At 33.2% G+C, this 12,079-nt stretch carries 12 protein-coding genes; 3 read left to right on the top strand and 9 right to left on the bottom strand.

Annotated elements, in window-relative coordinates:
* The first annotated feature begins 51 nt into the window (after positions 1-51).
* From KI356_RS25895 to KI356_RS28355, 3 genes are all read left to right on the top strand, one after another.
* Complete coding sequence (locus KI356_RS25895) at positions 52-2,775, top strand: sensor domain-containing protein (RefSeq protein WP_212936879.1); 2,724 nt, start codon at positions 52-54, stop codon at positions 2,773-2,775.
* Positions 2,776-2,942: 167 nt separating this feature from the next.
* Positions 2,943-4,109, top strand: coding sequence for a DUF2515 domain-containing protein (locus tag KI356_RS25900; RefSeq protein WP_212936880.1), 1,167 nt, complete (start codon positions 2,943-2,945; stop codon positions 4,107-4,109).
* Positions 4,084-4,500, top strand: a complete 417-nt coding sequence (locus KI356_RS28355; RefSeq protein WP_088060313.1) for a CBO0543 family protein — start codon at positions 4,084-4,086, stop codon at positions 4,498-4,500. The genes KI356_RS25900 and KI356_RS28355 overlap by 26 nt, the downstream gene beginning before the upstream one ends.
* A gap of 10 nt (positions 4,501-4,510) precedes the next feature.
* On the opposite strand, the gene KI356_RS25905 is transcribed toward KI356_RS28355, so the two are convergent.
* The 9 genes from KI356_RS25905 to KI356_RS25945 form a co-directional block, all read right to left on the bottom strand.
* Entirely contained in the window at positions 4,511-4,933 is a 423-nt protein-coding gene (locus tag KI356_RS25905) for a YfmQ family protein (protein ID WP_265176547.1), read from the bottom strand.
* Between the two features lie 65 nt (positions 4,934-4,998).
* Positions 4,999-5,670, bottom strand: a complete 672-nt coding sequence (locus KI356_RS25910) for an LrgB family protein (protein ID WP_002121637.1) — start codon at positions 5,668-5,670, stop codon at positions 4,999-5,001.
* Positions 5,671-5,693: 23 nt separating this feature from the next.
* The gene (locus tag KI356_RS25915) at positions 5,694-6,050 is read right to left on the bottom strand and encodes a CidA/LrgA family holin-like protein (protein WP_128281273.1); all 357 of its coding nucleotides are present in this window, start codon (positions 6,048-6,050) and stop codon (positions 5,694-5,696) included.
* 46 nt (positions 6,051-6,096) lie between these two features.
* Positions 6,097-7,533 carry a MocR-like pyridoxine biosynthesis transcription factor PdxR gene (pdxR, locus tag KI356_RS25920; protein ID WP_212936881.1) on the bottom strand — a complete coding sequence of 479 codons (1,437 nt, stop codon included), beginning with the start codon at positions 7,531-7,533 and terminating at the stop codon, positions 6,097-6,099.
* A gap of 89 nt (positions 7,534-7,622) precedes the next feature.
* Positions 7,623-8,303: a bacillithiol biosynthesis deacetylase BshB2 gene (gene bshB2 / locus KI356_RS25925; protein WP_128281318.1), complete on the bottom strand. Its 681-nt coding sequence runs from the start codon at positions 8,301-8,303 to the stop codon at positions 7,623-7,625.
* Between the two features lie 31 nt (positions 8,304-8,334).
* Positions 8,335-8,529 carry a hypothetical protein gene (locus KI356_RS25930; RefSeq protein WP_212936882.1) on the bottom strand — a complete coding sequence of 65 codons (195 nt, stop codon included), beginning with the start codon at positions 8,527-8,529 and terminating at the stop codon, positions 8,335-8,337.
* 225 nt (positions 8,530-8,754) lie between these two features.
* Positions 8,755-9,462 (bottom strand): GntR family transcriptional regulator, encoded by a 708-nt coding sequence (locus KI356_RS25935; RefSeq protein ID WP_128281270.1) that lies wholly within the window; start codon positions 9,460-9,462, stop codon positions 8,755-8,757.
* A 30-nt stretch (positions 9,463-9,492) separates the two neighbouring features.
* Positions 9,493-10,902 (bottom strand): glycoside hydrolase family 1 protein, encoded by a 1,410-nt coding sequence (locus tag KI356_RS25940; protein ID WP_128281269.1) that lies wholly within the window; start codon positions 10,900-10,902, stop codon positions 9,493-9,495.
* 204 nt (positions 10,903-11,106) lie between these two features.
* A complete protein-coding gene (locus KI356_RS25945; protein WP_238486240.1) occupies positions 11,107-12,078 on the bottom strand; it encodes a phosphatidylinositol-specific phospholipase C in 972 nt (323 codons plus the stop codon).
* Position 12,079: the final 1 nt, after the last annotated feature.

Raw genomic sequence — 12,079 nt, forward strand, 5'->3', positions numbered from 1 at the left:
ATTATGTGTAGATATTACGAATATAGTGCATACTTAAAGAAGGTGATTTTATTGAAATTAAATAAAAATTTACAACTATGTATATTAATTGCAACATTAATATGCTATTCCATCTATTTTATGTTTTTCTTTCTATTCCCTACTCATTTTTCAAATTTCAATGTACGCTTCGCTTCACTCATCGTTGAAGCCATTACATTTATATCACTAATTTACTCTATATATTCTAAAAAAGTTAGTTCAAACCCTTTTTGGATATGTATCACAATAGCAATTGGTAGTTTTTTATTAGGAAAAATAGTATATACGTATCAAGATAACTTTTTCGAAATTCCAATACATCGTTTTACTGTTTCTGATGTATTTTACATGTTTTTTCTATTCTTCTGCCTTATCGCTTTCTGCTATAAAATTTTAAAAGAGTGCAATAAATGGGAAAAAGCATTCTTTATTTGTGATATATGTATAGTACTTACTTCTATATTCACATTAGAATGGTATTTATTTAATCAGCCAAATTTAAATATATTCTCTCTTTCACTGGGAGATGTTTTCCTTTCATTTCTATATCCAATTGTAGATTTATTATTTCTTCTACTAGGTGTTAGTCTCTTTTTCCGCCCAACAATTTTTAATTCTAAACGGAAAATTTATATTTTTATTTTTGTATTAATAAGCTCTGCAACTTTTAACTATATTTATTTTTACTTACATAACCATTTATCAACTGACACGATAACATTATTACGTCTTTTATATAGAATACCTATATTACTTATCGCAATAGCTGGGGCTATTTCCGAGGATTATAATAGTCATAAAAATTATTTCATTGTAAACCCTATACTAGGAAAAAAATTTTTAGTCGTATTTCCCTATCTTGCTGTTGCAATACTAATCGGGTTTACATTAAAAGAACAAACATCATCTTCAACTCTCATTACAGGAAATTGTATTACTTTTGTTTTCGTACTCATTCGTCATTCTATTGTACGTATGCAAAACAATTCCCTAACAAAACGTCTACAAGCGTTTAATGCTCAACTGGAAGAAAAAGTTACTTTAAGAACCTCTGATTTAGTCCAAAAATCAGAGGCTTTATCTCAAAAACAACAAAAATTTAAATCTTTATATGAGTATCACCCTGATCCTATTTTTACGATTGATTTAAATGGGATATTCTTAAATGTAAATAAAGCAGGAAGTGTATTACTCGGAGCACCAACGAACGAGTTACTTGGTGAAACATGTTTTTCGATTATTTTAGATGAAGATAAACATAAACTAGCATCTGCATTAGAAAAAGTTAAACAACAAGAATCAGCATCTTTACAACTTAGTTCTCAATATAAAGATGGCTTTACTTATTTTTTATACGTTACCATCGTTCCTATTATGATAGACGGACAAATTTCAGGAAGCTATATTATGGTAAAAGATATTACCGCATTAAAAAAGCAACAAGAAGAAATAAAATATTTAGCATTCCACGATACTGTAACGAAAATTGGGAACCGATCCTTTTTCCATAGGAAGTTAAGAAAATTTATAAAAAATGCTAAAACAACACAAAGTGAGTTTGCATTATTATATTTAGATTTAGATCGTTTTAAAGTAATTAACGATACACTTGGACATCCTTCAGGTGATTACATATTAGAAGAAGTAGCAAAACGTTTCCAATTATGTCTTCCATCACATACTCATCTGTCAAGAATCGGTGGCGATGAATTTACAATTTTAATCGAAAACTATACGGACCATGATTCCTTATTCAAGTTATGTAACCAATTATTTGAAGACATGAAAAAACCATTTGTCATACATGAGCATAAATTAACTTTATCACTGAGTATCGGCATCGCTATCTATCCACATTCTGGAATCGATACTGCTACACTTCTGAAAAATGCTAATGTTGCAATGTATGATGCAAAGGCAAAAGAGCTTAACTCTGTCTCTATTTATGACGATGTAATCGCTAAAAAAATCGAAAGACGATTACGACTAGAAAAAGATTTACCAAACGCAATACAAAATGAAGAATTGTTCCTTTTATATCAACCTCAAGTTGATAGCAAATCTAACAAAATTATCGGTGCTGAAGCTTTAATCAGATGGAATCATCCCGAATTAGGTGTTATTTCTCCATATGAATTTATCCCAATTGCCGAAGAAACACTACAAATTATTCCAATAGGAAAATGGACATTACAGCAAGCCTGTCAGCAAATGAAACGTTGGCACGCACTCGGATATTCACATTTAAAAATAGGTGTAAATTTATCTGCTAAAGAGTTTGAACAAGAAGGTTTTGTAAAGTCTATTTCTTCTGCTTTAGCAACTACAGGTTTACCAGCAAGTTCTCTCGATCTTGAATTAACAGAGCGAATTGCAATGATGGATGAGCGAGAAACATTGATAAAACTGCGTACACTAAAAAGTTTAGGGATTCACATTTCAATCGACGACTTTGGTACAGGCTATTCTTCCCTAGCCTACTTACCTTTATATCCAATCGATACGTTAAAAATCCCGAGAGAATTTATTACAATGTCTGAAACGTGTGAAGATGGAATGGAAATCATTAAAACGATCATCACATTAGCACATACATTAGGAATGTCTGTCATTGCTGAAGGTATAGAAACGAAAGAACACGTAAATTTCCTTCAAAAAAATAAATGTCAGTTTATTCAAGGTTATTATTACAGTAAACCTATTCACGCTGATTCATTTTCTACTCTGCTGGAAAAAGGAATTCATTCTTTATAGCTTTACTTTATAATCTTTAACGCAAATAAATACAAGAAAAAGGAAAGAAGAGCCCGTCTCCTCTTTCCTTTTTCTGTACTTTGCAACTTTTCATTTCCCTCACATATCATTTATTTAAGTAGTTACTAATACATTTATGATAACAGACTTGAATAGGAGGGAATTACATGCACCACGAAAATCCAAATAATAAACTTTACAAAAACACCCCTCTGTCCCTCTTCTCTATAAAAAATGAACTGAAGCAAAAATGCACCAACGCAAATAGCTTTCTTTATAATCTTTCGAAAGAGGAAGAAAGATTACTACATACAATTAAAGAACGAACAAAATTATTAAATCAAAATAATGTGACAAGAACTCGCGCTTACTATCAATTTTACAAAAGATATCCTGAAATACATTGGGCTTTGCTTGGACATATGGTATCGCGTAACGGCGGTTGGAGCATGACAGATTTAAAAGGAGATTTGTATACGAAGTTGTTATCTGAGAAAGATCAATTTACTTTCTTTTCTTTTTTAGAGCGAGGAAATTGGCTTATCTTTCAAGATGTGTATCCACAATTTTTGTTATATGAACAGAGTTTAAAAACATCCACAAATCTTTTTCATCTCCTCCCTCATCTTAATGTTTCAACATTTATGGAAACGATGTGGAACTTTTTCTGGAAAACTGGAAACAAAAAAGTATTAGCAATTGCGACTATTATTAATGAGCAAAACTACTTAGAAAAAAGAGTGATTCAAAATACACACTTCAAAAAAAAGGTACTAAATAGTATTGGATTCAGGCTTTTTGATTTCTTTCAATTTAATCATATCCTTTTCCCTTTCTATGAAGAAAATTCCAAACAGAAAATACTATTAATTGGTGATACAATGAAACATTTCACTTCCTTGCACGAACGAATTTTACTCGGAAAAAGATTATATGCATTATTATTTCATGATGAGTATGTTTTAGCTTCTATACTACAATGGGCGGATACTCATCCACACACTGGATCCCGAAAAGATTATTGGCCGCATTTATTTTCAAGTGTAAATGAATCCTTTTCACGAGAGTTTTATAAACGAAGAATAAAGAAGTGCCAATTAAAAAGTGATTCCTATCGTATATACAGCCCTGCGCTTATTTACGCATGGAAAAATATGAAACACGAGGAAACAAAACATGAAGATTGGTTTAACGACTGGCAAATCATACATTATTTAACTGATAAGGAGGAAAGGATACATGGACAAATTACAGAAGACTACTGTAAAACACTCGAAAAAATTGAACTCGCAATTCTCGCAAAGAAAAATGTTCTCCTTCGAGAAGAAGAATGATTTTCTAGCATTAGCAGTTACAATCTTTCTCTCTTCTATTATCGGAACTTGCTTAGATGTTTTCTTCATTAATAGACAAATATATACCTTTCCAATTAGACCCTTTCCATCCATATTTTCAGTTAACATAGCTTTTACCTTGTTCATACTTCCGATTTTAACAACCTCTTTTATACAAATTTCAAGAAAATTATCTACAGCTTCTAGAACTCTATTTATTATTTTAATAGGTGTTTGTGCTAGCATTTTTGAACAAGTTGCTGAGAGATTGGGTTTATTTGTACATAGTATGAATTGGCAGCACAGTTATTCTTTGTTTGGATATATCATTTTCTTTTCTCTTATTTGGAAATTTTATAATTGGATAAAAATAAAGAGACCGTTTTTATAACGGTCTCTCCTTAAGCATACTCTTCAGTTACTGCTACTGAACGACTTTGAAGGCTTTTTGATCGCAAACGATATGCAACTACTTTCTTCTTATATTGCTTTACTACATCAACGTGTTCCACGTAGCTATATATAGAAAATCTAATCTCTTTTTTTCCTTTCTTCGTCTCAATGACTATCGGTGTTCCTTCTCCTTGCGGCGGAAAATAATGTTTATCTAAAAATAAAGCCTCGTTAAAGTCATTTATAACTTGAAGTTTCATTTCTCCTTCTATACTTTTTCCATCAACTGTTATAGTCGTATTTTCCTCATCAAGTTTTTGATGTAATTCAAATCTACTAATAATTGATTCTACAACAGAAGTCGGCATACTAGAAACTAGTACTTTAAGAGCACCAAAAATAAATAATGTAACGATAAACCACGTTGTCACTTTCATCATCTCCATTACGTTCTAAAATGAGTAGTATTATACTCCTTATTACGATTCATTAATTTTCAAAATAAAAATTTCATTCCATAAGGTACGAATATACTAATAAGTATCCCTGTTACAATCATCGTTACCGAACCGATAGTTGCTTCTTTCTCGCCTTCTTTCACTAGACGACTCACACCGATGATATGTGATGCACAGCCCATCCCTACTCCTTTTCCAATTGTACTTGTTATACGGAAAAGCTTAAGTACTGTCGGTCCTATAATAGCACCTGTTATTCCTGCAACAACTACAAAACTAGCTGTCATAGATGGGATACCACCAATTTGCTCAGCTAGCGAAACTGCAATGGGCATCGTCGCTAATTGCGGTATCGTTGTTAATATAAGTTCTTTATCTATATTCAACATTTTCCCAATCACTACATTCACACTTATTAAAGCTACTATTCCGATTGCTACTCCTATCAGTATCGATAATAAATTTTTCATCAGTATCTTTCGTTCCTTAAATAGCGGTATAGCTAAAGCTACTATTGCTGGGCTCAAGAAACTGGAAAGAAGATCTCCCCCATTTTCCTTATACTCATGATGAGAAATCCCAAAAGTAAGGAATATACAAATCATAATTGCCGTAACTGTTAACACCGGTAGAGTAAATGGAAACGTAAATTTTTTATATAGCTTTGTCGCCAATATATAAATCACTACAGTAATAAAAATTAAGACCATTTGAATAGCGCACCTTGTCAATTTTATTTTTTTGATGTTATTAACAATTGACTTACATAACCCGAAATAATCAATGTTACTAAAGTACTTACAACAACTAGAAAGAACACAATACTGCCCTTACTTAAAAGGAAAGAACCGTATTCCATTAATCCAGTCGTTGAAGGAATTAAAAATAATGGTAAAAATACTATTAGTTTTTCCGCCCCTATCTCAAACCATTTTAATGGCAAAATACGAGTGGAAAGAAGAAGAAAAAGGATTAACATTCCTATTAAACTTCCTGGCATAGATAGGTGAAATACTTCCCGGATCCATACGCCTGCTAAGCTAAATAAATATAGTAGCCCTACTTGAAGTAAGAGCGTCAAGTACTTCAATTGCTTACCCCCGTTTCAAAACCATGTGCCTCATTCTATAACGTACTTACTCTTGTATCTCATTTAAGGTCTCTGCAAATCTTGTAATTCCAAGCTGAATTTGTTCGACATTCGCTCTACCAAAAGTAAATCGTATATATTCACTTTTCGAACCTAGGACGCTTCCTGGGACAAATGCTACACCATTGCGTATAGATTCACCTAGTAAATGGTATTCATCAAACGTTCCTTGCACTTTACACCATACATGTATTCCGCCCTCAGGAACAAAAAACTCAACTCGGTTCCCTAATAATTCTTCAAGACTTGCAATTAACTCGTCTCTTCTTTGTTTCAATTGTCCACGAAGCATCGTAATATGCGTATGAAAATCTTCGGATTCTAAAAATTGATTTGCTACCCACTGTGTAAAAACACTATGCCCAAAATCAACTTGCTGCTTCGCATCTGCCAATCGTTCAATTACGCGCGTGGGGCCAATTACCCAACCAATACGTAATCCTGATGCAACAATTTTTGATAATGAACTTACATATAGAACATTTCCATTTTGGTCCATCGATTTTAATGTCGGATTTACTTCTCCATTAAAAGAAGTCAAACTATACGGATCATCTTCTACAATCGGTATACCAAATTCAGAAGATAGTTCTAAAACCTTTTTACGTCTCGATAACGAAAGCACCGTTCCAGTTGGATTTTGATAATCTGGATTTAAAAACACCATACGAATGCGATGCTTTTTGTGCAAATCGATTAAGTCATCGGGATTCATTCCATGCTCATCAACTGGTAAACGGAATATGTTTAAACCTGCTGATTTAAACATCGGAAGTGAATAACAATAGGAAGGGTCCTCAATTGCAATCGCATCACCAGGCTTTAACAAACATTGAACGATAAGATTAAGTGCCTGCTGAGCTCCAGATGTAATAAGAATAGAGCTTGAATCTGCTTCTATTTGTTTATATTGCTCGACATGTGCTGCAATTGTTTTTCGTAACATTTCATTTCCAAGTGGATGATCATAACCGAGATTTCCCATAAATGTTTTCTCCGACAAAATTGTTCGAAATCTATCACTCGGAATTAATTCTGGTGACAATTCACCACTCGCTAAATTGATTAAATCATCTTTTTGTGTTTCCGTTCGAATTTGTTGAACAAGTGGTACATTAGGCAAGAACGATCCATCCTCAACGTACCTACCCCAGTTCGGTATTCGTTTATGTGACACACCCCATATGTCTGTATTGACCCTCGTTCCGCTTCCTTTTTGCCGTTCTACTACCCCAAGTGATTTCAATTCTTCATACGCAGCCACTATCGTACTCCGATTCACTTGTAACTCCTTTGCTAGCATGCGCTCGGAAGGTAATTTACTATCAGAAGGAAATTCACCTGAAGAAATACCTCTTTCAATATAATCAGCAATTTGTTTATAAAGAGGTGTCTTATCTGCACGATTTAGTTTCCATTCCATCTATTTCCCTCCTCTCAAAACGAACTGCCATTCATTTACTAATAACAGTATTCACCGTAACAATAGTATTAACCAACTTCAGCATAGCATCACTCATTCTTATCTTTAAATGGATATATCCAAAACGGCTCTCTTTCTAACCACTCCACTGTTTCTGGAACACCATCTTCATACTCTCTTTTCAGTTCCGTTACCTTAGTCGCAAATTGTGATGCATGTGCTTGCAATGCCTCCAACTTTTTTGGAACATATTCTTTTACTTCATTTTTAAAACTTGGAGGTCCAATTTCAGCTTCATGATTATTCGAAAAAGCTACAGCATAAAAAGTCGGTCGTTTACTTTCCGGAATATTAGCTAATGCCTCTACTACCGCTTCCCCTGTTGCATCATGATCTGGATGCACTGCATATCCCGGATAAAAAGAAATGACTAACGACGGATTCAATTCTTCGATACACGTTTGAATTAAACTTCTTAATTTTCCGGGTTCTTCAAATTCTAGAGTTTTATCACGATATCCCATCATACGTAAATCTTCAATCCCTAAAATATTTGTAGCTAGCTTTAACTCTTTCTCTCTAATAGCATATAAAGATTCACGTGTTACATATGGTGGATTCCCCATCGCTCTTCCCATTTCACCAAGTGTTAAGCAAACATAAGTAAGAGGGATTTTCTGCTCAGTATAAGCCAAAATTGTGCCAGCCACGCAATACGACTCATCATCTGGATGCGGGAAAACAACTAAAACGTGGCGCTCATTTTTCATCAATACATTAACTCCTCATCATATACCAACTCTATAAAATAACGACCGCATACCATGTAACCCCCACAAGTAGTCCTAAAAGAAGGATGACATAGATAGCAGATAAATTTTTCACATTCCTCTTTGTAGACTTACCATAATTCTCTTCCACATTTCGTGCGACTAGTACGGTCCCAAACAGTGATACAACTACAATAATAACAACTAGTGAAATTGCAAAACTCATTGTCTTTTCACCTCTCTAAAACCAGTCTATTTAAACAAAGGAGATACATATAAAATGTCCTTCTTAAGGTATCAATACAATACTACCTTTCTTCTCTTATCATAATAGAAATTTGCGAAAAACGGACCAACCACTTTTACGTTTTTTTGCTCATCCACTTCAAAATAAAAAGCAACTGATCTCCTAGAATCAGTTGCTTTTTTACAAGGCTACTTATATTCACTTTCACTTAAAATTAATCCGATTTAAAAGTTTGGTCTTTTCATAATGAAACATCGATTGAGATAACTCAAAAATGGTTCCATTTACAAGATGAACTGTATTTTCAATAAGAAGTGCCGGATCACCTTCATTTATTTCTAAAAGCTGTGCATTTTCTTTATTTACTTTTTCACAACTAATAACTTTATCGGCAAAGCCAATATTTAATCGTAAATCTTCAATGAAATAACTGTATACAGAACTTAATGCTATTTCTTCATTCAAATAAGGAATGATATCTTTTTTGAAATAACTTACTTCAATAGAGAATGGTTTCCCATCTACAATTCTTAAGCGCTTCAAGAAATATAACCTAGTCCCAATTTCACATTGCATCCGCTTTGCTATCTCTTCATCCGCATCTATTACTTCAAGCTCTAACACTTTCGTTTCAATATTTTGTGAAACGAGGTTTTTCGTTAATCCACGTAAACTTCCTAAATTAATGTAATCTGTTACAGAAGTTTCGCGTAAAAACATCCCACTACCTTGCACTTGAAAAATATAGCCTCTATTCACAAGCTGACTAATTACTTTACGTATCGTATTACGGCTTACTTCAAATCGGTTCATCAATGCTTCTTCTGTAGGTAGTTTTTTTGTTTCATTAAAAATCCCATCTCGAATGTCTTGCTCTAACACATCTGCAATTTGTTTATACTTTGCACTCATACACTTTCTCCTAAAATACTCTTTTATCTGTTATAACTCTTCTCCTCTCGTTTCGATCACATGCTTATACCAATGAAACGAAAGTTTCTTCTTACGTTTTAAGTTATCATTATGATCGACAAAAATAAAGCCATATTGCTTTTTATATCCATTTAGCCAACTTAATAAATCGATAACAGACCATGCATAATACCCTTTTAAATTAATTCCCTCTTGAATTGCACGCTTCATTACTTTTAAATGCTCTTCAATGAATTTAATTCTCGGAACATCTACAATTTCTCCGTCAATGATTGGATCTTCATCACCAAGTCCATTTTCCGTTACATACATCTTTATGTCACCGTAGCGTGCTTTCAACATATGCAATCCATCTAAGAAACCTTCGGGAGATATTTCCCATCCCCATTTTGTGTATGTTTTATCATCCATTTTAACAGTTCGATAAAAACCATCAAAAGAAGGATTACCCGGAGCAAGTGTTGAGTTTTCTCGAGAATGTTCCTCATTCTTTATATCCATATCATATTTTTCCACTCGTATCGGTTGATAATAATTCAAGCCAATAAAATCATTTTTTTCGGCATTTTGTTTAATGATTTCAAATTCTTCAACCGTCCAATTAGGAGTCCATCCTTTTTCCTTTAATTCCTGCACAACATAAGACGGATACTCACCTTTTAAAACTGGATCATAGTACCAATACATTTCATATTCATTCGCATGATTTGCTGCTAGTATATTTTCTTTTTGATCATCCACACTATAAGCAGGTAAGAATACATGCGTAATGCCAATCTCTCCATATTGTTTCAACTGCTTGTACACAGCAACTGTTTTTGCATGTGCATAAAATACATAATGAGTCGCTTGAAAATACTTTGGAACATCATTTTGTATTCCAGGTGGATGTGCACCTTTTAAGTACCCTAATCCACAAAACATCACTGTCTCATTAAAAGTAATCCACTGTTTCACTCTATCACCAAACGCCTTAAAACAAATCTCTGCGTATTTTACGAAAGCTTCTGCTGTACGTTTATTCGTCCACCCACCATCTTTTTCTAAAGTTAATGGTAAATCCCAATGATATAAAGTTACAAACGGTACAATCCCGTATTTTAAACATTCATCAATTAGGTTGTTATAAAATTCGATTCCTTTTTCATTTACCTCTCCATCTCCAGTCGGCAATATTCTCGCCCAAGAAATAGAAAAGCGATACGATTCTAATCCCATCTCAGCCATTAAGCGAACATCTTCCTTATATCGATGATAATGATCAACAGCTACATCACCATTTGTTCCATTGTATGTTTTGCCAGGAATTTTTGAAAATTCATCCCAATTCGTAACACCTTTCCCATCTTCATTCCATGCACCTTCTACTTGATAAGAAGCTGAAGCAGCCCCGAACAAAAAATCATGTGGAAACTTCATAGTATATACCTCCGTTTCATTACAATAAATTAAATTTATCACTACATATAAAATTTATAGGTACAAATTTTATATGTGTAATTATATCGCAAGTTTCGATTTTTTCCTATCATGAAAGTACGATATGTAAAACTATACCTAATGTTAATTTTTAGAAAACAAAAAAGAAGCGATTTATTTTATCGCTTCTTACTATTACAATCTTCATTCTTTTATAAGTGACTTATTCGCTCTTATAACTTCTTGATAAAGTATTGGTGACCATTTTTCATTTATATAATCTTGAATTATCCAGCCTACTCTTGTAGGATTCTTTTGTTTCATATAGTTTGCAATTTCAGGATTTATATAAGAGGCATAATAATATGGACTATTCCATGCTGTACCGCCAGAAGACAAGCTTGTAAAATTAATATACAGATGATTGAAATCTTCACTATTGTTAATCGTTTCATTTATCGTATCTTTAATAGATTTTACTTTCTCATCATAACTCACTTTATATTTATCTTGTACCGTTACATTTACATTTTGATTTACAGTTGTCGTAAACGTCTCATTATCTGGCCAATAAAAATTATTATATCCCCCAGATTCATTACTACCACTATATCTTTTTAGTAGTACAATTTTCCCTCGAGCATCTCCAAGTTTTATATTCCCTTCTGTTTTTAAAAAGATAGGATCAAGAAAATAATTTTTTTCAAACGTACTACTAAATGAATCTTCTGCCCCTTTCATATCCTCATACTCTTTTTTTAAAGACATAATAATCGTTTCACTTGGATTATCTTTTAAAAATTGCTTCGCTTCATTTATAAATTCGTACAATGTTACATAAAGATATAATGGCCCATGATGAAGAACTATCGTATTATCATCTGTTAAACGCCCTCTAATATCAAAAATTCTAGCTCCGTGATCCATTTGGTAACGAAAATCATATTCTTGCGTCATTCCCCATACTTGCTTTATCGGATTTTGCAACTTGAACGTTCCACTATCATGTGTTCCTGGAATTGAAATTCGTGTTAATGGTATGTCATCAGGTATAGGTTGCATCCATTTTGACCAATTTTCAAGCCCATTACCTGAGCTAGCAGCAACTGCTTGCTTATCATTGAAAGCAAATACAAACGTGCTAAGTATAGTACCACATATGAATAATTTCAAAATA

This window comes from Bacillus hominis (assembly GCF_018332515.1).
GTDB classification, from domain to species: domain Bacteria; phylum Bacillota; class Bacilli; order Bacillales; family Bacillaceae_G; genus Bacillus_A; species Bacillus_A hominis.

Excerpts from the sequence above, each read along its gene's own strand:
- KI356_RS25900 (WP_212936880.1), top strand. The coding sequence starts at position 2,943 with ATGCACCACGAAAATCCAAATAATAAACTTTACAAAAACACCCCTCTG.
- pdxR (WP_212936881.1), bottom strand. The coding sequence starts at position 7,533 with ATGGAATGGAAACTAAATCGTGCAGATAAGACACCTCTTTATAAACAA.
- KI356_RS28355 (WP_088060313.1), top strand. The coding sequence starts at position 4,084 with ATGTTCTCCTTCGAGAAGAAGAATGATTTTCTAGCATTAGCAGTTACA.
- KI356_RS25935 (WP_128281270.1), bottom strand. The coding sequence starts at position 9,462 with ATGAGTGCAAAGTATAAACAAATTGCAGATGTGTTAGAGCAAGACATT.
- bshB2 (WP_128281318.1), bottom strand. The coding sequence starts at position 8,303 with ATGAAAAATGAGCGCCACGTTTTAGTTGTTTTCCCGCATCCAGATGAT.
- KI356_RS25930 (WP_212936882.1), bottom strand. The coding sequence starts at position 8,529 with ATGAGTTTTGCAATTTCACTAGTTGTTATTATTGTAGTTGTATCACTG.
- KI356_RS25910 (WP_002121637.1), bottom strand. The coding sequence starts at position 5,670 with ATGGTCTTAATTTTTATTACTGTAGTGATTTATATATTGGCGACAAAG.
- KI356_RS25940 (WP_128281269.1), bottom strand. The coding sequence starts at position 10,902 with ATGAAGTTTCCACATGATTTTTTGTTCGGGGCTGCTTCAGCTTCTTAT.